18 protein-coding genes are annotated in these 23,311 nt (G+C 41.8%); 7 read left to right on the forward strand and 11 right to left on the reverse strand.

The window, feature by feature from the left end:
- Positions 1–34: 34 nt before the first annotated feature.
- The gene (locus QUE03_RS19295) at positions 35–970 is read right to left on the reverse strand and encodes an alpha/beta hydrolase (protein ID WP_286263708.1); all 936 of its coding nucleotides are present in this window, start codon (positions 968–970) and stop codon (positions 35–37) included.
- On the reverse strand, positions 958–2,142 hold the full coding sequence (locus tag QUE03_RS19300) for an MFS transporter (protein ID WP_286263710.1): 1,185 nt from the start codon (positions 2,140–2,142) through the stop codon (positions 958–960). The genes QUE03_RS19295 and QUE03_RS19300 overlap by 13 nt, the downstream gene beginning before the upstream one ends.
- A gap of 190 nt (positions 2,143–2,332) precedes the next feature.
- Between QUE03_RS19300 and QUE03_RS19305 the strand changes: the two genes are divergently transcribed.
- The 3 genes from QUE03_RS19305 (at position 2,333) to QUE03_RS19315 (ending at position 6,954) form a co-directional block, all read left to right on the forward strand.
- A complete protein-coding gene (locus tag QUE03_RS19305) occupies positions 2,333–5,776 on the forward strand; it encodes a hybrid sensor histidine kinase/response regulator (protein ID WP_286263712.1) in 3,444 nt (1,147 codons plus the stop codon).
- A 110-nt stretch (positions 5,777–5,886) separates the two neighbouring features.
- On the forward strand, positions 5,887–6,456 hold the full coding sequence (locus QUE03_RS19310; protein ID WP_286263716.1) for a hypothetical protein: 570 nt from the start codon (positions 5,887–5,889) through the stop codon (positions 6,454–6,456).
- Positions 6,457–6,585: 129 nt separating this feature from the next.
- Complete coding sequence (locus QUE03_RS19315; RefSeq protein ID WP_286263718.1) at positions 6,586–6,954, forward strand: VOC family protein; 369 nt, start codon at positions 6,586–6,588, stop codon at positions 6,952–6,954.
- A gap of 54 nt (positions 6,955–7,008) precedes the next feature.
- On the opposite strand, the gene QUE03_RS19320 is transcribed toward QUE03_RS19315, so the two are convergent.
- From QUE03_RS19320 to QUE03_RS19360, 9 genes are all read right to left on the reverse strand, one after another.
- Positions 7,009–7,686: a response regulator gene (locus QUE03_RS19320; protein WP_286263720.1), complete on the reverse strand. Its 678-nt coding sequence runs from the start codon at positions 7,684–7,686 to the stop codon at positions 7,009–7,011.
- Positions 7,687–7,772: 86 nt separating this feature from the next.
- Positions 7,773–10,034 carry a TonB-dependent receptor gene (locus QUE03_RS19325; protein ID WP_434019797.1) on the reverse strand — a complete coding sequence of 754 codons (2,262 nt, stop codon included), beginning with the start codon at positions 10,032–10,034 and terminating at the stop codon, positions 7,773–7,775.
- Positions 10,035–10,200: 166 nt separating this feature from the next.
- The gene (locus QUE03_RS19330; protein ID WP_286263724.1) at positions 10,201–11,136 is read right to left on the reverse strand and encodes an extracellular catalytic domain type 1 short-chain-length polyhydroxyalkanoate depolymerase; all 936 of its coding nucleotides are present in this window, start codon (positions 11,134–11,136) and stop codon (positions 10,201–10,203) included.
- 118 nt (positions 11,137–11,254) lie between these two features.
- Positions 11,255–11,587 carry a PBPRA1643 family SWIM/SEC-C metal-binding motif protein gene (locus QUE03_RS19335; RefSeq protein ID WP_286263726.1) on the reverse strand — a complete coding sequence of 111 codons (333 nt, stop codon included), beginning with the start codon at positions 11,585–11,587 and terminating at the stop codon, positions 11,255–11,257.
- A 68-nt stretch (positions 11,588–11,655) separates the two neighbouring features.
- On the reverse strand, positions 11,656–12,648 hold the full coding sequence (locus tag QUE03_RS19340) for a D-cysteine desulfhydrase family protein (RefSeq protein WP_286263729.1): 993 nt from the start codon (positions 12,646–12,648) through the stop codon (positions 11,656–11,658).
- 34 nt (positions 12,649–12,682) lie between these two features.
- Positions 12,683–13,753, reverse strand: a complete 1,071-nt coding sequence (locus QUE03_RS19345) for a DUF2955 domain-containing protein (protein ID WP_286263731.1) — start codon at positions 13,751–13,753, stop codon at positions 12,683–12,685.
- Positions 13,743–14,873, reverse strand: a complete 1,131-nt coding sequence (locus QUE03_RS19350; RefSeq protein ID WP_286263733.1) for an HlyD family secretion protein — start codon at positions 14,871–14,873, stop codon at positions 13,743–13,745. Before QUE03_RS19350 ends, QUE03_RS19345 begins: the two co-directional genes overlap by 11 nt.
- On the reverse strand, positions 14,863–16,461 hold the full coding sequence (locus QUE03_RS19355; RefSeq protein ID WP_286263734.1) for an efflux transporter outer membrane subunit: 1,599 nt from the start codon (positions 16,459–16,461) through the stop codon (positions 14,863–14,865). Before QUE03_RS19355 ends, QUE03_RS19350 begins: the two co-directional genes overlap by 11 nt.
- Positions 16,461–17,576, reverse strand: a complete 1,116-nt coding sequence (locus QUE03_RS19360) for an AI-2E family transporter (protein ID WP_286263736.1) — start codon at positions 17,574–17,576, stop codon at positions 16,461–16,463. The genes QUE03_RS19355 and QUE03_RS19360 overlap by 1 nt, the downstream gene beginning before the upstream one ends.
- A 516-nt stretch (positions 17,577–18,092) precedes the next feature.
- Here QUE03_RS19360 and QUE03_RS19365 point away from each other — a divergent pair.
- The 4 genes from QUE03_RS19365 (at position 18,093) to QUE03_RS19380 (ending at position 23,291) form a co-directional block, all read left to right on the forward strand.
- Positions 18,093–18,875 carry a hypothetical protein gene (locus tag QUE03_RS19365; RefSeq protein ID WP_286263738.1) on the forward strand — a complete coding sequence of 261 codons (783 nt, stop codon included), beginning with the start codon at positions 18,093–18,095 and terminating at the stop codon, positions 18,873–18,875.
- A gap of 255 nt (positions 18,876–19,130) precedes the next feature.
- Positions 19,131–19,799: an ABC transporter ATP-binding protein gene (locus tag QUE03_RS19370; RefSeq protein WP_286263740.1), complete on the forward strand. Its 669-nt coding sequence runs from the start codon at positions 19,131–19,133 to the stop codon at positions 19,797–19,799.
- A 13-nt stretch (positions 19,800–19,812) separates the two neighbouring features.
- A complete protein-coding gene (locus tag QUE03_RS19375) occupies positions 19,813–22,206 on the forward strand; it encodes an ABC transporter permease (protein ID WP_286263743.1) in 2,394 nt (797 codons plus the stop codon).
- A complete protein-coding gene (locus tag QUE03_RS19380; protein ID WP_286263745.1) occupies positions 22,203–23,291 on the forward strand; it encodes a lipocalin-like domain-containing protein in 1,089 nt (362 codons plus the stop codon). Before QUE03_RS19375 ends, QUE03_RS19380 begins: the two co-directional genes overlap by 4 nt.
- Positions 23,292–23,311 lie beyond the last annotated feature (20 nt).

Consider the following 23,311-nt stretch of genomic DNA (forward strand, 5'->3'; position numbering starts at 1 on the left):
TTCTTTTTCGATACTTCTTGCTACTTTGCAATAGCTAACCTTGCGTAAACTCAGAGATCAGTTGATAGGTTTTTTCACACTCTTCTTTGACTAAGTTTTCGATCAGCATAAACGCATGCACCATTCCCGGAAACTGATGGCACTTAACTCTGACACCGGCGCTTTCTAATGCTTTAGCATATGCAATACCTTCATCCTTGAGTGGATCGCAACCACCAACAATAACCAATGATTCTGGCATATTCGAACTAAAATATCCTAATAACGGGGAGGCCTTTTTAACGATGTCATCGTTTAAATCGGACACCTGAAAGTATTGCTGGAAATACCACACAACTTTGTCCCGCTCTAATAAATAACCATGGCCATTTTCTTCCACTGAAGGCAGAGACATGGTGTAGTCAACACTGGGATAGATCAAAACTTGCTTATCTATTTTGACTGCATCATTATCGATATTATTCATCACTAAGCTGGTACAAATTGCCCCGCCAGCACTGTCACCTGCGATAAATAACTGTTCGTTAATTTTTTGTCCGCTAAGTAACTTTTTATAATGTTCAAGTGCATATTGGCAATCATCAATGCCGGCCGGAAATGGGTGCTCTGGCGCTAACCGATAGTCCACACAAATAACGATGGCACGGGCAGCAATCGCTAGTTTTCGACTAATAGGATCGTACACCTCTACATCACCACACATATGACCGCCGCCATGAAAATGCAACAATACAGGCAATGTTTCATTTGGCGAAGGATTATAAATACGAACGGGAATTCGTTGATCGCCAAGGTATTTATCTTCAATATGGGCAATCTCAGGGCCTTCATCTAAAAAGGTTGTAAGATTTTTTAAACTCCCCCTGACGCGCTCTGCGCTGAACGAAATACCTGACTCTTTCGCCTCAGCCAATGCTTGATTTGCCTGGTCTAGAAACGCCGTTAATTTAGGTGAAATTACTCCGCGCATAATATGTCCTCCTGTCTACGACCCGTTTCTGGTAGGAAGAAACTGCCAATAAAAAACGTCAAACTTAGTAACGAAATCAGTATAAAAGACGTGTGATAGTCGCCCTGATTAAGGTCGACTAACTTGCCAAAAATCCATAACACCGCGGTAGAAACAAGGTAGCTGATAGAGTAAAACAAACTAAATATCACGGTAATACGTTCGCTGGTCATGTTTTTCATTTCATGCGGAATTGACACCAGTGCTGTGATAGGAAAGAAAATGAAGAAGCCAAGCACAATAGCCGATAATGTTTGTAGCCACTCGACTGGGCTAAAAGATAAACCAATTATGGTAATTGTCATGATCACTCCTGATATGCGAATGACCGGAATACGCAACGACACTTTCTTGCTGTAGATAATGCCCGCCAGCGTACCAACGATACCAAAGCCAATCACCCACTTACTTTGGCTAATACCCGCTTTCGGGTAAAAGGTAAATAAACAAATATAGAAGGTCAGCAAACCAGAATAGGTCAGGGCATAGGCCCAATTGAATCTGTCTTTTAATCCTTGCAAGTAGCCGTATGAAACTATCTTTTCGTCGCTGGCAGATTCACATTTTGCATTAGAATCAAAGCGCACGAGTAGCCAGGCTAGGCTAAGCAATAAACTGGCAATGGAAAAGCTCACTAAACTCGCTTTCCAATCACCTGTCATTTGGTTAATTGCCGGCATCTGCCACAAAATTATGGCAGTCCCCACGTTAAAGGCAACGGCATTAAGGCCATTGATCATCGGCCGTTCTTTAGCAGAAAACCAATGCAGCACAATGGGATTGAAATACACAATCATAAAGGCGCCACCTAAGCCCATTAAAAATCGACTTAATAACAACAATTCATAATTCGGCACAAATGGTGTTAGCACGCCAATGGTGATCAAAACACTCGAAAAGAAGAACGCGTATTTGATACCTAACTTGACGGCAATCCACGCTGCGCCAAAAGTGCCAACGATTTTAGCTAGGGTGACTGCACCACTGATAAAACTGGCTGACGCTAAACTGTCAATCTGCATCGAAGACATGATTTGAGGCATGCTCGCTGTACCGCCTACCCACGCCATTGCAAACAAGACATAACTAACAAAAACAATAGCTTCAACGAGGTATTTGTTACCTATTTTCATATATGGTAATTTCTAACTTGGACAATAATCTAGCAGTAGGTTACCGCACGCGTGGCGACAAATAACTACTACCTTAGTTCACTACCCAATAAGACAACGCATGTTATGCTTGTACGGTAGCTCCACACTGGCACAGCCCAGTGTTGTGATGTTGATGAACGCAATAGTAAAATAAACAAAAGGTACTTCATTGTTAGTTTGGCTTTCTCTAGATACTTGGTTTATCACCTTCCTTTCTATTGCTTACCTCGTGTTGCTGTTTATTGTCGCTCACTGGGGGCAAAATCAGTCAACTGAAAATTGGACATGCAAGCCTTGGGTTTATAGTCTGTCACTGGGCGTAAGCTGCAGCACCTGGGCGTTTTACGGTACGGTAGGCCAAGCCGCCACCACGGGTGCTTGGATCGCTCCAATATATATTGGTTCGATATTGTGCTTGGTGCTAGCATGGCCAATGTTGCACAAAATGCTGCTGATAATTAAACAGCAAAACCTCACCTCACTTGCTGATTTTATCGCCTTTCGATATGACCGTTCACCAAAAATAGCGGCAACGGTTTCCTTAATCGCACTGGTTGGCATTATTCCTTATATTGCCTTGCAATTACGGGCGATCAGCACCAGCTTTGATTTACTGACCGGCACCTATCAATCGGGCATCAGCACCGCGTTTGTCGTGACATTAGTACTGATCATTTTCAGCATTTTATTTGGCACCCGCCAAATAGCAGCCAATAAACAAAACCAAGGCTTAGTACTCGCCATTGCTTTTAGTTCAATAGTGAAGTTATTGGCATTAACGGCTATCGGCATTTTCGCAACATTTTTTGTCTTTGATGGCTTTAATGATTTACTCGCTCAACGGGAAAACATCAAACCCGCAACACAAAGCAACACCGTATACTTAACGGTAGCCCAGGTAATACTAGGTGCGATTACGATTTTCATCTTGCCTCAACAATTCCACATGATGATGATTGAAAACCATGATGAGCAAGAGCTAAGAACCGCACGTTGGCTTTATCCTGTTTATCTGATCCTGATTAATATTTTTATATTACCCATCGCCATTGCTGGGCAATTAACCTTTCCAGGTGGCAGTGTCGACCCCGATACTTATGTATTAACCATACCATTATTTTACCAACAAGCTTGGTTGGGTATTGTTGTTTATATCGGCGGCTTAGCGGCCGCAACCAGTATGGTGATTGTCTCGGCGATAGTGCTCAGTACGATATTTGTCGCTGAGGTATTAACGCCATTAATCCTCAAATTTAAATTGTTTAGCTCGCCACAAGCACCTAAGTTTTCAGGCGCTTTATTGAACCTAAGACGCAGCTCGATAGCGCTCATTTTATTACTGGCTTTTATTTTTGAGCGTTTTGTTGATCAGCACAATCATTTGGCTACCATCGGCTTACTGTCATTCGTTTTGCTATCACAATTTGCCCCTGCAGCTATTGGCGCGCTGTACTGGCGCAAAGCAAACACAAAAGGCGCATTCAGTGGGTTAATTGTTGGTAGCTTGCTATGGTTATATACCTTGTTATTGCCGTCATTGATGCCCGATAGTACTTGGGTACAACAAGGGCTATTAGGACTGACTTGGTTAAAACCAACCGCATTATTTGGTATCAATTTCCTTGATAGCACCAGCCACGGCGTTTTTTATAGTTTATTGGCCAACCTGCTTTGTTATGTGTTTGTTTCGCTAGCAAGTCATCGCAGCGTTGGTGAGCAACTGCAAGCGGAATATTTTGTTAATAAAACCCAGGGCCAAGTAGAGCGCGACTTATCCCTGAACGATTTGTACAGTTTACTACTGCGCTTCATTGATAAAGACAGCGCCGACAAGCTCACTGCTTATGCCAATACATTAGATAAGCACAGTGAATCTTCAAAACGAAAATTAGTCGACTACACCCGCCTACAATTGTCGAGTGTACTCGGCTCAGCATCAACACGCATGGTAATGAAGGCTGCTTCAACCTCGCAGGAAATGCCGCTCGAAGATGTCGTTAGTATTGTGGATGAAGCCAATGAAATATTTCGCTTTAATCGAGAATTACTGCAATCGGGGGTGGAGAATATCGAGCAAGGGATCAGTGTGGTGGATGCCGATATGCGCTTGGTCGCATGGAATCAACGCTATATCGAGTTACTTAATTATCCTGAAGGGTTCGTTTCGGCAGGTAAACCGATTAAAGATCTTATTGCATTTAATATTGCCCAAGGGGTGATCACCGGCGCAGAACAAGAGGAGCTGATTGCTCGCCGAATTGATCATATGAGAAAAGGCAATAGTCACTCATTTCAGCGGACAATGCCTAATGGCTTAGTGCTTGAAATAAAAGGGCAACCGATGCCCGGTGGCGGCTTTGTCAGTACCTTTTCTGACATTACCGCGCATATTGAAGCTGAAAAAGCCCTGCAACAAGCCAATGAGACACTGGAAAAGAGAGTCGAACAACGAACGCTAGCGTTAAAACAAGCCAAAGCCGAGGCAGAAGCCGCAAACAGCAGTAAAACCCGATTTTTAGCGGCAGCCAGCCATGATTTGATGCAACCTTTCAATGCATTGACCTTATTTACCTCAATGTTAAAACGGAAAGTACAAGGTGAAGAATTATCATTGCTCGCCACTAACATTGACGACTCATTAAATGTTGTCGAAGCCTTATTGTCAGATTTGGTGGAAATTTCGCGGCTTGATAACAACTCAGAATCAAAAGAGCAAAGAGACTTCGCCTTAGACGAGCTATTACTGCCCCTTAAAAATGAGTTCACCGTGTTAGCAGAGCAAGACGGTATTGAATTTCGCTATCAACACAGTAGTTGTGTTGTCCATTCTGACAAGCGCATGTTACGCCGCATTGTCCAAAATTTCTTATCCAATGCGGTGCATTATTGTCAGGACAAACACGGTGATAAATCGGGATTAACCAGTAAGATTTTACTCGGTGTTCGTCACAACAAAGATAATGTTCGTATTGAAGTCTGGGACAACGGACCCGGCATAGCCACTGAGCAACAAATAAAAATATTTGAAGAGTTTGAACGTTTAGAGCAAACCAGAGAAGTGCCCGGCCTAGGGCTAGGATTAGCGATTGCAGAGCGGATGGCATCCTTATTAGGGCTAAATATTTCAGTTAAATCTGAGTTAGGTAAAGGCACAGTGTTCATGATTGATGTGCCTCGCGTACAACACCTTCAAGCAGCCTCTACACCGGCACTTGAACCAAGCACGGATAAATCAGTGGATGATTTTGCCAACTTGTCAGTACTACTGGTTGATAACGATGTATTAATGCTCAAAGCAATGACTTCGCAATTAAAAGATTGGGGCTGTGATGTTTATAGCGCAACAGATGTTAACTCTGCGAACGCCGCACTAGGTGAAATGGCAAAACCACCTCATTTTATCATTGCTGATTATCATCTCGATAACAATGCCAACGGCGTTGATTTAGTCGCCGAATTGTTAAAATCAAGACAATGGGATATTCCTTGTATGATTTGCTCTGCCGACCCGTCTGAACAAGTCAGGCAGCATACCAGCAATGAAAATTATGTCTTCTTGAGAAAACCGGTCAAACCGTTAGCATTAAAACGCTTTATTAAGCAAGTTACTTAACCGATTGAACTTTTTATATTTTCTGCTAACTTATTAGAACATCAGTCAATGGACATTACTGAGCCCTTTACATGATAAAATGTAAGGTAACTGAATAAGGGCAGGCGCAAATGGATTTCATCAAGATAGGATTACTGATTATTCTTAATAAGCTACTCCTGTTAGTTATTGGATTAATTACTGGTGGAGTAGTTGGCTACTTTACTAACTCAACGTTACTAGGTGTGATAGTTGCCCTATTAATTATAGGTGGTTTGTACTTTTATATACTTGGTCCAGTTCATTTCGTGACTAAAGAAAAGCTACAGTTACTTGTGGAAAAGGAATTAATTGTAGCCACACCTATTAACCCGTTCACTAAAGCTTTAAAAACCTTAAACTTAAAAAATAAGTGGGAGCATGGTGAGGGAGTACTTGATCAATTTAAAGATAGTTATAGCACTCAACTACATCAAGAAAATCTTTTCTTCTTTAATAGAGGTATGCCATATTTACCTCTATATTTCCTGCCTTTATCGTCAATTTATAGTATCCAGAAAGACTCTGAGTTTATTAAGGACTTAAAGTTTCAAGATGACAAAAACATTTACGAAATAGTTATAAACGGTCAGCATAAAATTGCTCTTCCTATGGATAGTGAATCTGCTGAAATTGTAATGAATTCGATTGGTTTAAAATAGATCAGGTGTTCAACACTGTCTAAAAAGCGCATTAAGTAACGGAATACTTAACAGTTAGCTTGGAGATCAATTTAGCCAAGTATTTATCTGCCCTTTATGCAAATGTTATACATCAAATGGAGTTAATCAATGATTTCTCATACAACTTTAGGTACCAACAACCTTGAAAAAGCAGCGCTATTTTATGTCGACATAATAGCTGCAATGGGTGGTACTCAGATATATAAATCAGATAGCGTCATTTTTTGGGAATTTGAAGGGGGTAGTTCAAAATTAGCTCTTACTGTTCCGTTTGATGGTCAGCCAGCAACTCATGGTAATGGAACAATGGTTGCTTTTACCCTACCTAATATAGATAAAGTCAACGAGATCTATTCAATGGCCTTAAAGTTAGGGGCGAGTAGCGAAGGTGAGCCTGGAGAAAGAAATGGCGGCGCTTATTACGGCGCGTATTTTAGAGACCTAGATGGTAATAAAATAGCTATTTTTCATCGGTGATTTAACTAAGCGGCTACATTCATTTGTTAATATAAAAAGAATTGAATGGCGCTACTAAGCGCTTTGTAGATCACCATCATTTTCAGGTAGGGTTAGCATTAACTCTTGATAAGCAAGCCCTGCTAATGTTCTATTATTCACTTCTAGCTTCGATAAAATTGCCGAAACATGTTTTTTCACTGTCGTTTCTTTAATGTCCAAGTCGTACGCAATTTGTTTGTTTAACTGGCCATCGGCGATTTGAGTCAAGACAATATATTGCTGTGGAGTGAGCTGGGCTAATTGTTTCGCTAGCCGACGATGAGCAATCAAGGTTTGTTGATCAACATTGTTTTCAACGCACTCAGGTAACCAAATATCACCTTCAAGTACACAATCTATTGCTGTTGAAATCATTTGTAGATCAGCTGATTTCGGAATAAACGCAGCGGCGCCGAAGTTAATCGCTTTTTGCATGGTGTCATTGTTGTCGTCAGAAGAGACCATGATCACGACCAGATCAGGGTAGTGGTTTTGCAATTGCGTTAAGCCAGTAAAACCATTATTACCCGGCATATGTAGGTCGAGAAAAACAATCTCCAAACTGGGGTTACGCTCTATCGCCGTTAATAAATCACTAAAGCACTCGGCTTCCAATGTTTGCGCATCATCTATGCATTCGATAATCGCTTGTTTCAGCGCAGTGCGAAACAGCGGGTGATCATCGGCAATAATAACTTTTGATTCTGACATAACGACTCCATGCTCATATCAACTGACAGTATGAAAAAAAGAGCCGGCCTATGCCAGCTCTTTTTATTTGCTAACTCACACCTAGCTTAGAATTGATAGCCAAGTGTAAATGAAATAGTGCGCGGGTCACCATAATAGCCAATGAGCGTATTATCGCCACCTAACCCTGGTAAATAACTACCATCAGGTTGTGGTGCAACAAACTGATAGCCGCCAATCATATATTCTTGATCCGCAAGGTTTTTCACGTGTAGCCCCGCGTACCAATCAGCATCTGTGCTGTACCAATTAACACTGACATTGGCGATACCATAGCCGTCTTGCGTTAATAAGCTGTTCTCCTCAAATAACACATAGTCATCACGGTAGTAATAACTGGCATTAATAATGAAGTCACCAACATCAGACTCTATGGTGTAATTTGCCCCTAAGTTGTAGGTGTAATCTGGCGTATTAGAAATGGAGAAACTATCTGATTTATCAAACTCTTGCCCAGTTTCAGGATCGGTATCAATTACTTCCTTAAAGTCTGAATCAATATAGCCAAAACTAGCCGTTAGCAATAAATTGTCTGTGGCTAAATAAGTAAATTCTGCCTCAATACCTGTCGCTTCTGAGCTACCGATGTTGCCTAAACGTTGATTCAGCTCTGTGGCATCTTCACTTGGCAATACCGAAATGTATTGGCGATCGTCATGGTCGAGTGAAAATAACGTGATATTGGCGCGTAAACGATTGTCTAACCACTCACTCTTCATGCCAATTTCGAACGAATCTACTTCTTCCGGATCTGCTGCTGGCTCTGCCGTTGTTGCTCTTGGGTTAAAGGTACCTGATTTAAACCCTTGTGCAAAACTGGTGAAAAACATTAAATCATCATTGGCCTGATATTCAACGCCGATACGCGGGGTAAATTTAGACCAATCGTCTTCATCGTCTAATACCGTTGGCACTAAGTCACCTTCAGGGCGTACATAACCGTCAACCCAACCAGATTCAGGATAAACCGTGGCAAATATCAATCCGTTATTAACTTTCGCTTCTTTCTCATCTTTGGTGTAGCGTGCGCCAGCTGTTACTGACCATTTTTCTGACAAGTCATAACTTAATTGAGCATACACCGCTTTACTGGTTGAATTACTGCAACCACTGACTTCACGAGTTAATCCTGGCACACCAATGGCTTGGCCGAGTACTTCAAGAATCGCTTCAAACTGACCACACGACTCACCGTCATAATAATAAAGACCAGAAACAAATTTATAGTTATCGCCGTAATGATTTAGCTGCAACTCATGTGTTTTTTGCTCATCATCATAAATGGCTGGAACATCAAAAATGCGCAGAGCAGTATTGTCAAAATCAATATTGGTGGGCGAGTAACTATCACGTGAAGAAAAAACGTATTTCAAGCTGGTGTTATCAGCAACGTCCCAATTTGCTTTAAAGCTGATACCTTCAAGTTCTACTTCATTCCAAGTCGGCAAACTGGTGTATGAATCATAAACACTGTCAGGTACTGGAGCTTCAGTTAATACGCTAGGCAATAAACGATAGCCGCCTTTTGAATTAGAATCATCTTGAGTTTTATCCCAATTTAGGCTGAAAAATAAATCATCTGTCGCGCGGTATTCCAGCGTTAACCGACCTGCTACTACGTCTTTATTGTAGTTTTCTTCGTCTTGATGATCTAAATCCGACTCTAGAAACTCGCCGTAACCGTCCCGTTGTAAACTGGCTAAACCAAAACCAACATAAAGCTTGTCTTCAATAATTGGATATTGACCTGTGACCTTGATATCGCGTTGATTATACAAGCCCATCGTACCTTGCACGTTGAGCTCGGCATCGCCGGACATTTCCTTAGTCACGTATTTTATTGCGCCACCAACGGTGTTTTTACCGTACAGCGTACCTTGCGGACCACGTAACACTTCGACCCGTTCAATATCCAGTAAATCAAGGACCGCACCTTGTGGACGAGCAATGTAGACATCATCAATATAAATACCGACACCAGCTTCATAGCCCCACAGCGGATCTTGTTGACCTACGCCACGAATAAACGCAGTAATGGTTGAATTCGTGCCTCGGCTACGTTGCAACGTAGTATTAGGGGAAAATTGCTGCACCTCGGTTAGCACTTCAATGCCTTTTTCTGCCAATTCATCAGCGCTAATTGAGGTAACGGCAACAGGTACTTCTTGTAAACTTTCAACTGATTTACGCGCAGTGACCTCAATTCGCTCTAAACCGGAATCTTCTTCAGTGGCTATTGCTATTTGGCTTATTAGCGCGGTAGAAATAGCAACGGCAACACTGCTTAAATTACTGATCCGTGACTTCATAATCTTCCCCATGTTCATTAATTATTTTAGAGTTTCTTTCACTTATATTTTTAAGCTTTTTGGACTGTAAGAAACTCTATAGTAAAATGGCGAAAACATAATTTGTACTATAGTAGTATACGGACAAAATAGTTTATAACCACTTGATATTTATCAATTATTATTTTTAATATTTGTCTAATCCCCAAAAATTTATCAGGCTTTTCGCAGTGCTTAACGGTGATTTCAAAAGAAAAGGGGCCACGCTGCCGCCATGTTCAATTGCCGGATTTACGGCCATGCCGTGAGTCATGTTGTCAATTTCTAGCAGCTCGACTTTACTGTCATCTGTGCTCCCCCAGCGAGTAACACGATAACCCTGATTTAACTCCATCTTTTTGTTCGCGGGCAGACCAATCAGTTGTGCCCAATGCTCGGCCAGTGATTGTGAGTTTTTGGGATTAACCACCTTGTCTTGTGAGCCTGTCCATACCGACATGCTTGGCCACGGGCCCTGATAATTATTAAGAGCACGTACTTGTTCAGTTAACTCATTAGATAATTGTGTAGGTCCAATGCGCATGCATGAAATCGCTTTCGTTAGATTATTCGCGCAAGGGTATGGCACGCCAGAAATCACAGCGCCGGCATCAAAAAGCTCAGGATAGTTAACCAGCATCACGCTCGCCATCGCCCCACCGGCCGACAAACCAGTAATATACACTTGTGACGCATTGAGTTTGTTTTTGGCGTGCAAAATCATATTTTTGAGTGAAAGGCTCTCACCGCTGTTTGATAAAATATCTTGCTCAGAAAACCAGTTGAAACAACCTTTAATGTTGTTTCTTTCGCTTTGCTGTGGCACCAGCAAGGCAAATTTATGGGCGTGTGCTAAATCGACAAAACCACTTTGCTTAGCCAATTGCTCCCCTTGTTGAACACAGCCATGGAGCAATACCACCAGCCCATCGGAAGAGGGTTGTGTTGCATATAAACTTGCGGATATCTCACCGGGATTATCACCAAAATCTACCAAAGGTGAGAAACTGGCAAAGATTATTTGATGGTAAAAACAAAGGACAACAGTGACAGTTTGTAGAAGCTTGGCTGGGGATAAGAGCATTCGGTTCACCTAAAATAGTACATACGTCAACAGCATGACGCACAATCAAAGTTAGGTGAATGCTACTTTAGTGCCAATCAACAATGGAAGTAATTAATAAGCGAATCTAAAGATCAGCTTAACCACAACATTTCTTGTATTTTTTACCGCTGCCACATGAACAAGGATCATTGCGCTCAGGTGTTTTTTCAAATCGTTGTGTTGCTGGCTTATTCAGTACCGCATCTAATTCCGTGATGTTTTCTTCGCAGTCTGCATCAAAGGTTATGTTGGCTACGAGTGCGTTTTCAGTCACAATAGCCTCAATTTCAATCTGTCTTTGTTCACTATTTACCAACAGTGACAAAGGATTAGCCGCAGTGCCTAGCTTTACATTGGGCTTGGGTGCGTAGCCACTTTTACCATAGTTACCCATGACGTCGGGTCTGCCCTTAAAGAAAAATTTTGACATTGAATGATCCTAAAACCTAATAGGCTGTGTAATATGGGCGCGATACTATCAGCTTAGTTCAGTGATCGCTAAAATATTTCGCGATAAGCAAACAATCCTGCGCTGCCACCTGTGTGTAAAAAGAGCTGATGACTGTTTGGTGCAATCACTTTTTTTTGGCATAAATCGATAAGTCCCGCCATTGCTTTTCCACTGTAAACAGGGTCCAGTAATACACCTTCTAAAGATGCACATTGCCTGATGGCCATAATCATTTCATCCGTTGGCGCACCATAACTTTTGCCGTAATAATCGCCGTTTGTAAAAACTCGTCCATTAGACAACGCAGGATCAAGCCCTAAGTAAATCAGTAGTTGTTCAAGTAACGCCTCTACCAGTGCAGTTTGCGCTTTGCCAGGTCGGCTGACATTGATGCCTAGCACCTTAATATCACTATTGGCTGCAATTAAGCCGGCCAACAATCCCGCTTGCGTGCCAGCACTGCCTGTCGCTAACACAATTTGATCAATAACTAGGTTTTGCTCATCGATTTGTTCTAGCAACTCCAATGCGCAGCGCACGTACCCTAATCCGCCAACTACATTTGAGCCACCTAGGGGAATCAAATAAGGTTTTTTGCCTTGCTGAGTCAATGTTGAGATAAGTTGCTCCGCATATGTATCGCAATCTTGCTGTGTGGTAAGCCAATGAATATTCGCGCCAAAAAGACCATCAAGTAGCACATTGCCACTGCGGTCGTAGTCTTGTTTTGGGGTACCTTCAACCTCTTGCAATACAAGCTCACACTGCATACCGAACTTAGCCGCTGCTGCTGCTGTTTGTCTGGCATGATTAGATTGCAGTCCACCAATAGTGACCAGTATGTCTGCGCGTTGCTGCTGAGCGTCAGCAAGCAAATATTCAAGCTTGCGTACTTTATTGCCGCCACTGGCAAGCCCAGTGCAATCATCGCGCTTGATATGTACCTGACAACCTAATGCTGTTGATAGTCGGGGCGCATATTCTAATGGTGTCGGCGTATGTGATATGTCAACACGAGGAAACGATGCAAGTACATTCATTACGAAGTCCTTTTTTTGAGCTGCTAGTATTTGATTAAGACAAATGCGGTGCTTTGACGAATTTGTTTTTCAAATGTTCTAAACCATAGATTGCAAGACAGGCATATAATGTCACCATAATAAACAGTCCCATACGCACAGCAAAAGCGGCATAAACATCTTTACCATTAGCACTATCTTCAACAGCAGGACCGAGTACGATGAGCATGGTTACAAAAGTATTTTGCCAAAACGATGCAGAAAATCGAGACGGTAAAATGCGATAAATTTTGCTGACAAAGTAAAGCGAAAACAACAATAGCCAAGCACTAAACATAAACAAGTTAGTCGACAAATCGAGTAAAAACCAAAATAGAATCGCAAAACATCCCGCCAAAAACGTTGAGCCCAGTAACTCTTTACCTGCATCTTTTGCTGACATGGTAGAGCCTTGCTGACCAAGCGTTACCGCCTTCATGATTATGGCCATGTACATCAACGGGTTGGTTAGCGTCAACAAGTAAGTGGGTAACACGATCAATGTGCTACGTAATGCAATCCAGTTAGAGGTTTGACTATTTTCAGGTAGCTCAGGCTTTGTTTTGGCCGCTATCACATCTGCTTTTGTTAATACATTAGGAAATAAAGGATAAACTAACCACTGACACAACACAGCGATAGCAATTGCCGAGCAAAAACCCTGTATGACGGTGATGGCCAATACATGGTTTACCAGACCAGCTGCAGAGATCATGGTAAAGCCAATCGTCAAAAGTATTCCTAATAGCGCTTTTCCCAAAATTACCGTGATATAAGTACTAAAGTACAACCCAAAAGCGACCATCATGATAGCCGATAATGGGTATTGCAGTAATAACGGCACCAATAACACCCCAATACCAAGAGAGATGCAAACCACTATCACTAATGCAATCAGCGCTTTAAATGTTATCGCTGGTGCAGGTTTAACCGCCAGCAACAATCCCATAATTGGCGCCAAGAAAGGTAATGGCATTGCACTGGCATATGCAATTGCCAATGCCAACGTCACCACAGCGCTTAACCTAAACGCGCGTAAAGCGGGAACTGGCATGTTGAACATCGTAACTACACGGTTAATAGGCATAGCTTAGGTAGCTCATTAAGCGAATATACCATCGCCCCAATGTACTAATAATGCCTTCTTGCTGTGCATAAGCGACGACTGAAGCTTGAGCACCGATCCTCAATTGTTTTCTTAAAATGTCTTCTTGTTTTGGGTTGAAGCTGATAATCACTGGAAAACGCTGAGATTGACGCAACCAATCCCTATTATTATCGATACTCGGTAAGGTCCCAGCAGGTTGTGTTCTACCCGTACTAACACCAATACCTATGCTGCGAATTTTCCCGCTAAAAACTTCACCAGGTACCGCATCAAATAAGATGTCGACAGCACTACCAACTTTAAGGTGCCCTAAGTTATTCTCAGTGAACTCAGCGTTAATCCAAACGTCGTGCATAGCTACCAGTGTCATTACTGGATTACCTGGATTAGCATATTGCCCAATATCAGCACGCAAATCAGTGATCACACCGCGCGTTGACGCTTTGACTTGGGTATTGTTTAAATCTAACTGAGCCTTGGCAACGGCACTTTGTGCCGATTTAATGATGGCATTATTGTCTTGATCATTACCGCCTTTTTGCTCTATCGCACGATTAATTTCTGATGTAGCAGCAATAACGCTTGCTTTGGCTTGTTCTAGCGACGCTTGCGATATTTCAATACGTCTAACCGAAATGGTACCAGGATCTTCTTGATGTAAGCGCGATAGTCTATCTAAATCTTGTTGGGCTTTGACTTGGCTTGCTTTTGCAGCCAAGAGATTCGCTTTAGCACTCGACACACCAGCATCACCTGCGCTCACTTGGCTTTTTGCATTTTCCAGATCAGAAAGCGCTTTATCCAACGCAATTTGAAATTGAGAGGAATCAATTTCAAACAGTAATTGTTCTGCTTCAACTTCTTGGTTATTTTTAACGAGCACATTAGTAATCAGGCCACCCACTTTAGGTGACACACCGACGACATAGCCTTGAACACGAGCCTGTGTCGTATAAGGTGCGTACCTGTCTGACATGAGATACCAAATAAGGGTAGCAATAATTAACCCAAATAAAACTAAGCCGCCTTTTTTAACCGTTTTTGCTGATGATTCAAGTTCCTGCTGATTTTCAGGCGTTTCTTCTTTCTTATTGGTCATATTGTGATGCTCCATATTCTGGCTCAAGCTCAGCAGCAGTATTTTCCGTTGATTCTATGTTAGGAGTAGTGAGTAGTTCGCCCCAGTCTGTACGTTTTTCCATGATCTCTTTTAATGGCGGCGGCATCAGTTCGTCTATCGAATGCTCAGTCCAGCCTCCTCCTAACGCTTTATACAAACTCACAACTGAACGTACATGTTCACCTCTATTTAACACTAGCTGCTCTGTTCGAGAAAATACGGCACGCTGTGCGTCTAACACCCGCTGAAAACTCGAATAACCTTCTCGATAGCGTGTATTAGCGAGCGATAGCGCTCGCTCAGAGGCCTGAACTGCTTGCTCCAGTATGACGAATTGCTCTGATGTTTTAACAATAGCTATTGCAGCATCATCTATTTCTCTCGCTGCTGAAAGTACTGTTTGTTGATAGCGTTCTAAGGTTTGTTGAAAGCGTGCATCCTGTACTCGTATATTATTTTCAATGCGGCCATGATCAAAAATATTCCAAGTAAATCCTGGACCTACGCCAATCAAACCATTGTCTGAAGCAGCATCTGCAGTACTGCCCGACCAACTAATCGTGCCGCTTAACGAAATAGACGGATAATAATCACTTTCTGCAATACCTATCTGCGCTGACTGAATCGCCACTTGCCAAGCTGACGATCGAATATCAGGTCGGCGTATCAATAGGTGCGCAGGGATATGTTGCAAATTCACCATATCAACTTTAGGTAAACTCTTTACGCTGCTAACCGTTAATTCGGCTATTTCTCCTGGCGGCCTTGCTAATATTAACGCCAAAGCATTACGCGTGGTCGTTAATGACATTTCAAGCTTGGGAATAGTTGATAGTGTTGCTAAGTATTGCGCTTTAGCTTGTTGTAGGTCGAGCTCGGATTCTTGCCCTTCTTGATAGATTTTTTCAGTAATTTCAAAACTACGTTGTTGAATATCTGCATTGCTTTTCGCGATAGCTATACGGTGTTCAATCGTGCGATAAACGAAATATAAGTCCGTCACTTGTGCACTGAGCAATACTTGCATGTTCTGTTGATTAGCAACCGAGGAAAAAAAGGCAGCATCTGCTGCTTCAATACTTCGCTGGTATTTGCCCCAAAAATCGAGCTCCCATCCTAAACCAAATCCGGCTTGGTAGTTAATCAATCCTTGATCTTTGTCTGGTAACAAACCTCCTCGACGGCGAGATTCTGCGGCAATAACTGAACCACTCAATTGCTGAAGTTGCGGATATAGAGTACTGCCTACGATGCCCAATTGAGCTCGACTTTCAAGAATGCGTAAACCAGCCAAGCGCAAATCAATATTTTCTTGCTTGCTGATATGAATGAGTTGATTTAGTACGGGATCATCAAATAACTGCCACCAAAATGCTAAATCTATTGCCTCTTGTGAATTTTCACTTGAAAGCTGACCGTATAAGTCAGGCTGCCATTGTGCTAGCCATTGAACTTCTGGCTCTTGGTAGTTAGGCCCTAAAGTTGTACATGCACTTAAAACCCAGCCCAATGCAAACACTGAGCTACGTCTCAATGAACTTCCTATTCTTCCTTTTAACAAGGTCATTAAACCTCTTCAGTGCTTTGATCCACTTGACTGTATTGATCAGCATTTTTGACCCAGTCCATGAATATTTGATAACCGACGGCAAGTAATACTGAGCCAACGAATAAACCAATAATCCCTGCGACCACCATGCCACCAAGAGCGCCTAACAACACGACAGGCATCGGCGCGTCAACACCTCGACCAAGCAATATTGGTTTCAACACATTATCGGCAAGCCCTGCAATTACGAGGTAAATAGAATAAACGATATTGCTGGTTGTAGAGCCATCTCCGCCCATCCATAGGTAGGCAATTGCTGGGATTGTGATTATCGCAGCCGGTAGCTGTAAAATACCAAACACCATGACAACTGCTGCTAGAACACCCGCGCCTGGGATACCCGCAAATACGAAGCCAATACCTAGTAAAAGTGCTTGAATAAAAGCAACGCCGATAACACCCGTAGCGACCGATCTCACTGTTCCAACAGATAATGAATGAAGCCTTTTTCCTTGTTGAGGGTTTGATATTCGTTGAAATATCTCTAACATCGCCTGACTGCCTGAAACCCCATAGGCCATCATGATTCCAGCAACAATGAGCGATCCCAGAAAGCTAAAGATAGCACCAGCAGTACTGGCCGTAATTGCGAAGAGCTTTTTCGAAAAATCTCTTAATTGTGGCTGAACACTTTTGACTAGCTCTGGCAAGTCTTCCGAGGCCGCTGACCAAATCGAATACGCTTTTTCGCCAATCACGGGAATGTCAGCAACACTTTCCTTGGGCGCAGGAATGGTCAATGTGCCTTGCTCAAATTGGCTATAGACTTGGTGGATATGCTCAGAAAAAGACTTGCCTAACAGTATAGTTGGACCGCCAATGATCAATAAGCCGACAACAACAATCACTGTCGCCGCTCGTCCATGCTTGCCTTTTAACTTTTTGGCTAATTTTAGGTGCAAAGGATATAAGGCCACAGCAAGAATAAGCGCCCATAGCATTATGCCCATAAACGGAGCAAATACCTCGATGCACAGCACGACGACTGCAGCAATAATACCAAAACGTATTAATACGTCTGTCAGCACGCTAGCTATTTGTTTGTTAGATAAATCTTGGTTAATTTTAGCCATGGAGATCTCTTTTTGTTTTTTTATAATCATTTGCGATGTAGGGTAGTTATGCAAGTTAAATCACGTATTTATAGTGCTTAATATTTTTATACTAAGAAGATAATCACTCCTGCGTAAAAAGTTTAGTATCCACTAGAGTTGACGGTTGATAGCGTGATTGATGCATATTTTATGGTATTGAATTAATATAAAGTGAAATGAGCGTAGGTCTAAATAATACTTACAAAGAAACAATCTGTTTAAAAGGTCGGCAAATATATCATTTTGTAATGTGAAATATCGATAGTATCACTTATTTTGGTAAATTGACTTCTCTTATTCAGCTATTTGAACAAAATTTGTTACTTATCTAATTGATAAATATATTATATATTTGAAGCAAAGTGGGTAACATAACGTTACTGGATTGATCATAGTATATAGATTTAAAGTACACATAATATTTAACAGAATCAACATAGTAGACTTCAATTTTTTTTACGATGTAGTCATACGATATTTTAATAGGGAAAACTCATGCCAACATATAAGGTAAATAAGGTATTTTCGTCATTAGTCATGGTAGGTGCTATTGCTGCAAATGTATATTCATCGAATGTGCTAGCCGAAGATTGGACACATCAAATTGAACCATACGCTATGATCACTTCAATTGAGGGAGATGCTAGTGTTGGTCGTGTGACTGGTGTCGATGTAGACGTAAATTTTGACACTATTCTAGATAACTTAGAAAGTGCTGCGATGGTTCATTACGAAGGTCATCACTCGTCAGGCTGGGGTGTGATTTTTGACTATGGCTACATGGATCTAGGCGGCAAGAAAAGAAACGCTGACGGAAGCTCAATAAATGCAGAAGTACGCCAAGGTGTACTTGAACTTCATGCCGTTTATCGAAATACCCTAGCAAATGGTTACCTTGATTATTTTGGTGGTGTTCGTTGGTGGGATAACGATGTAGAAGTTGATCTAACTGTTGCTGCTTTACCAGGAGATGGTATTTCTAAAGAAGTTAAAGCTGATTGGTTTGACCCTGTCGTAGGTGTTAGATGGTTAAGAAAAATTGACGAAGATTGGACATTTTTGGCACAAATTGATGCTGGTGGTTTTGGTATTGAATCAGACTTCACATCATCTGTTCAAACGGGTATTAATTACAAAATTAGTGACTTGATGACCTTAGATGTTAAATATAAGGCCACTTGGGTAGACTTTGAAGAAGGCACAACAGGCCAACCAGGCTACTTCCAGTATGACACTGTGACTCATGGCCCTATAATTGGACTTATTTTTAATTTTTAATCAACACTGCGCTAACACCATCAGATGACTCGTTAGTCATCCATATTTTTTATGGTGCACCGAAACTAGAAACTCTAGTTTAAGCTTAACTATTGGCTATCATACGATCATGTTGTGATAGCCAATATGTTTTCCTCAAACGCCCGCTGAAATTCCTTTACCAAAAACGCCTTATCCTAGAAAAGTTTTCACCTTTTTTGTGATGTGAATATGCTAAATTGATTTATATAGCACATTCACTAAAAGGAAGTTTGGTTGTCTTTACATATTCAACAGCTCAGTCATCAAATAGCCGATGGCGCTAACCAGCGACAAATATTGTCCAACCTTTCCCTGTCCGTCAATCAAGGCGAATGCGTCGCCTTAATGGGTAATAGCGGCTGTGGCAAAACCACGTTATTAAATATCATCGCTGGCTTAGAGCCTATACAACAAGGCGATATATATATTGCAGGACACTGCCTGTCTGCAGCTAACGACAAACAGCTCAGTGAATTACGAAAAAAGCATATTGGTATTATTTTTCAACAATATAATTTACTCACCAGTTTAACTGTAAAGGAGAACATTGAATTTAGCGCTAAACTAGCAGAACGTTACGATAGCGATCTTGGTGTCACATTAGCCCAGCAGTTGGGTATTGCACATTTATTGGATAAAGTGCCAGCGGTATTATCGGGTGGAGAAATGCAACGAGTAGCTATTGCCAGAGCATTAAATGCCAAACCAAAGCTTTTGTTAGCTGACGAACCCACGGGTAACTTGGACGACTGTAATAGCACATTAGTGGTCAAACACTTGATCGCTTTGGTGAAATCACAAAACACGGCACTTCTTATGGTCACTCACAGTGCTGACATTGCGCGTCATATGGATAAAATTTACCATTTGCGCGATGCCAGACTCTCCTTATACCAAGATTAACTGGCACTTTGTGATGAACCGAAGCCAATCGCAGATAAGTGAATTTATCTTAGTTCTTAAAACATGTTTTGCAGAGTACCTAGCCAAGCCCTTATTGAATTTAGGTTTTATCACCAGCCTTGCTTTGGCGACTAGCACGTTACTGTGTATTTTAGTGCTTAATGACACCAGTAAAAAACAATATCAACAAGCGCATACGCAGCTTAAACCGCCGATTGCTTTTCATATTGTGGCCGAGCAAGGTAGCACCATTGCGATGGAAGATTTTGTGCATTTAAGGCAACTAGGCTTTCCCCAATTAATGCCGATACATTTGTTTAGCCAACGTATGAGTGATGGCCATATTCTGCGTTTTAGAGCGATCGACACCTTAGCATTGGCGATCACAATGCCTGATAAAATCAACAGTTCAATGATTAATATCAATCATGCCTATGGCGCGTCATTAAAGCTAAACATGGAAACGTTTATCAGTTTTGAACAACAAGGTTCGCTGCCCGTTCATTGGTTTGAACATCACAATATGGACCGTGTCGCTCTGATAGATTTAAGTATGGCTTGGCAATGGTTTCCCGAGATTAAAGGGTTAAGCCATATTGGCGTGACTAGTATCACACCGAGTGAAAAAAAAAGACTAGCACAACATTTACCGTCTTATTTGTCGATACGAAACGTTTGGTCTGTTGAAGAAAACCAAGGCTTTGCTAACGCCTTGCATTTGAATTTATCAGCACTAGCAGTTTTGGGGTTTATTGTTAGCCTATTTATAGCTTATCAGGCGGCAAATCAAGCATGGCAAACACGTGCCAAACTTGCGGTAACACTGCGCTTGCTTGGTGTATCAATAACTACCATTAGGCACGTCATGTATTTTGAAGCACTGCTGATATCCCTAATAGCTTGTTTTTTGGGTAGCGTGATTGCTTCAGCACTCGTATCAATTTTATTGCCTGTCTTAGGTCTAACCTTAGAACAACTTTATCAACTGAAAGTCACCGAACAGTTTCAGTGGCATTGGTATTACACGCTCTGGGCATTAGCGTTATCTGTACTTGCAACGTTATTAGCGCTGACGCAGCAATTTCGTGCCGTATCATCAGCACATATCGCCTTAAATAGTCGCATGGTAAGCACGAGTTTCAGCTATAAAAAATCCTTCTTATCAGGTGTAGCGCTGTTGATCTTGTTCGCGCTCTGGCCACAGCATAACTGGTCTCACATTATGTTGAAGTACGGTTTGCTGCTTCTCGCAAGTGTTGCGATGCTGCCTAATTTTCTTGCCTTGTTATTGAATGGTCTTTCACGCATGGTTCGATCTTTTCGCGTTCGCTTTATCTTCAAAGATGCAAAACAACAAACAGGGCGACGCTTTTTGCCGTTGGCTGCTTTTTATTTAGCGCTAACTTCCAGTATTTCAGCCGCACTTATGGTGAATAGTTTCGAAACATCTTTTGTAGCCTATTTGAACCAGTTGCTTAACTCTGATTTTTTTGTTCGATATCAAATTGAACAGAAGTCTCACGTTAAAACATGGTTGGATGATCATGCAAATGTCAAAGAAGTAGTGTCATTTAAGAAAACCATCGCAAAGTATAAAAACGCCACTCTTGATGTCTACGCTGTGAATTCTATACATCAGCAACAAGGGCTGTTATTAAAATCAGCAAAGGTTGAGGCAGAGAGTACTTCAATCCCCCTTTGTTATATCAATGAACAACTCGCCTTGAAATACAACATCGCCCCCGGGAAAACCATCAACATTACTCAGGGAGTAAACTCTTTATCATGTCAGGTCATTGCGATTTATTACGACTATGGCAACCAGCGCATCGCGGCAAAAATTATCCAACAGGGGCAGCAACAGTTGTCAGGTTGGCAAGACTCTGGCTTTGGCGTGGTGTTAATTCCTGAAGCTCACCTCGATAAAGCAACAATCATCTCTGAGCTCTCTTTATCTGCAGATCAAGTCTATGAACCTGCACAAATAAAAGAATTGGCACTAAAAGTCTTTGAGCAAACATTTGTACTCACCCAAGCAATCGCATTTGTATTGCTCAGCATTGCCTGCTTTGGTTTGTTTCTTTCGGCACATAGTCTTGAGCTCGCTAGGAAAGGGGAGTTGCACTTGCTAAGCAGTTTAGGCTTAAGCTCACAGTCATTGTTTGTTCATATGCTATTACAGTGGGGGATTTTGGCATTACTCACGACATTATTGAGTTGGCCAATCGCCTATTTACTTGCTGAGGCGTTGGTGACCAAAGTGCTGCCAGCGTCTTTTGGTTGGTCGATGCCTTTGTCGCTAAACATAGCCCCCTTTATTCACAGTAGTGCATTAGGTTTACTGATATTAATACCGGCGTTAGCGCTTCCTCTGTATAAAATAAAATCACGGAACAACCTATCATGAGTAGAGTGGTCATAGTTTTCTTGGTACTTATAGGCGCCTCGTTATGGTATTTGTCGTTTAGCACCACAGATCAACCGTTAAAGGATAGTCCACTAAAAAACTTATCAGACACTCATGGCGACTTTAAGCAACCTTCACCTAACCATGTCATACGTTTTCCGGCGGCACATGCCCCGCAGAAAGACTATCGCCAAGAGTGGTGGTATTTGACGGCGAACTTAACCACAGAATCCGGTAAATCTTTTGCGAGCCAATGGACACTTTTTCGACGAGCAGTACAGGATAAACATTGGTATTTTGCTCATGCTGCGTTGGCAGATAATCATCAGCATATGTCTTCATATCGCAACGGGCGTGAGGATTTTGGCAACGTTATTATAAGTAGTTCGCCTTTTTTGACTCGGATAGATGATTGGCAATGGTCGTCTTCGAAGGAGCTATTACCAGCAACGCTAACTTATGGCTCAGCTGGCCAAATAGAGTCATTAGACCCGCAAGTAAATGAATGGAAAGTAGCTCTTGAGCTAAGCGATGCCCAACCGTTTTATTTGCAAGGACAAAAAGGTTTTAGCAGAAAACATCAGACATTGGATACAGCCAGCCACTACTATTCACAACCTTTTATCAAAGTAACCGGCAACGTTTATTGGCAAGGAAAATGGCAAAAAGTTACCGGCGATGCTTGGTTTGATCGTGAATGGGGTTCACAAATGTTGGCCGATGACCAACAAGGTTGGGACTGGTTCTCATTACGACTGGATAAGCATAATGCTTTGATGGTCTATCGTATTCGCTCTACCGATAAAGACTATGTTTACGCTAGTATCATGACCCGCAGCGGCGAGATTAAAACATTGGCTCCAGATGAGATCAGTGTTCAAGCCAACAAAGGTTTATTCGATAAAAACGGAACATATCCACAATCGTTTTCACTGAAAATTCCACAGTCGAATATTGATCTCCAGGTGGACGTGGTCAATGACAAACAAATCATGCGTTTTGGTATTGAATACTTCGAGGGTAAAGTCACTTTTTCTGGCTCTCATCAAGGCCAAGGGTTTCTGGAAATGACTGGCTATAAATAGCAATTAAGCTAAATGCTAGT

This window comes from Thalassotalea atypica, assembly GCF_030295975.1.
GTDB lineage: Bacteria > Pseudomonadota > Gammaproteobacteria > Enterobacterales > Alteromonadaceae > Thalassotalea_F > Thalassotalea_F atypica.

Excerpts from the sequence above, each read along its gene's own strand:
- QUE03_RS19380 (WP_286263745.1), top strand. The coding sequence starts at position 22,203 with ATGAGTAGAGTGGTCATAGTTTTCTTGGTACTTATAGGCGCCTCGTTA.
- QUE03_RS19345 (WP_286263731.1), bottom strand. The coding sequence starts at position 13,753 with ATGCCTATTAACCGTGTAGTTACGATGTTCAACATGCCAGTTCCCGCT.
- QUE03_RS19340 (WP_286263729.1), bottom strand. The coding sequence starts at position 12,648 with ATGAATGTACTTGCATCGTTTCCTCGTGTTGACATATCACATACGCCG.
- QUE03_RS19365 (WP_286263738.1), top strand. The coding sequence starts at position 18,093 with ATGCCAACATATAAGGTAAATAAGGTATTTTCGTCATTAGTCATGGTA.
- QUE03_RS19360 (WP_286263736.1), bottom strand. The coding sequence starts at position 17,576 with ATGGCTAAAATTAACCAAGATTTATCTAACAAACAAATAGCTAGCGTG.
- QUE03_RS19320 (WP_286263720.1), bottom strand. The coding sequence starts at position 7,686 with ATGTCAGAATCAAAAGTTATTATTGCCGATGATCACCCGCTGTTTCGC.
- QUE03_RS19350 (WP_286263733.1), bottom strand. The coding sequence starts at position 14,873 with ATGACCAATAAGAAAGAAGAAACGCCTGAAAATCAGCAGGAACTTGAA.
- QUE03_RS19315 (WP_286263718.1), top strand. The coding sequence starts at position 6,586 with ATGATTTCTCATACAACTTTAGGTACCAACAACCTTGAAAAAGCAGCG.
- QUE03_RS19295 (WP_286263708.1), bottom strand. The coding sequence starts at position 970 with ATGCGCGGAGTAATTTCACCTAAATTAACGGCGTTTCTAGACCAGGCA.
- QUE03_RS19375 (WP_286263743.1), top strand. The coding sequence starts at position 19,813 with ATGAACCGAAGCCAATCGCAGATAAGTGAATTTATCTTAGTTCTTAAA.
- QUE03_RS19310 (WP_286263716.1), top strand. The coding sequence starts at position 5,887 with ATGGATTTCATCAAGATAGGATTACTGATTATTCTTAATAAGCTACTC.
- QUE03_RS19325 (WP_434019797.1), bottom strand. The coding sequence starts at position 10,034 with ATGAAGTCACGGATCAGTAATTTAAGCAGTGTTGCCGTTGCTATTTCT.
- QUE03_RS19335 (WP_286263726.1), bottom strand. The coding sequence starts at position 11,587 with ATGTCAAAATTTTTCTTTAAGGGCAGACCCGACGTCATGGGTAACTAT.
- QUE03_RS19330 (WP_286263724.1), bottom strand. The coding sequence starts at position 11,136 with ATGCTCTTATCCCCAGCCAAGCTTCTACAAACTGTCACTGTTGTCCTT.
- QUE03_RS19355 (WP_286263734.1), bottom strand. The coding sequence starts at position 16,461 with ATGACCTTGTTAAAAGGAAGAATAGGAAGTTCATTGAGACGTAGCTCA.
- QUE03_RS19300 (WP_286263710.1), bottom strand. The coding sequence starts at position 2,142 with ATGAAAATAGGTAACAAATACCTCGTTGAAGCTATTGTTTTTGTTAGT.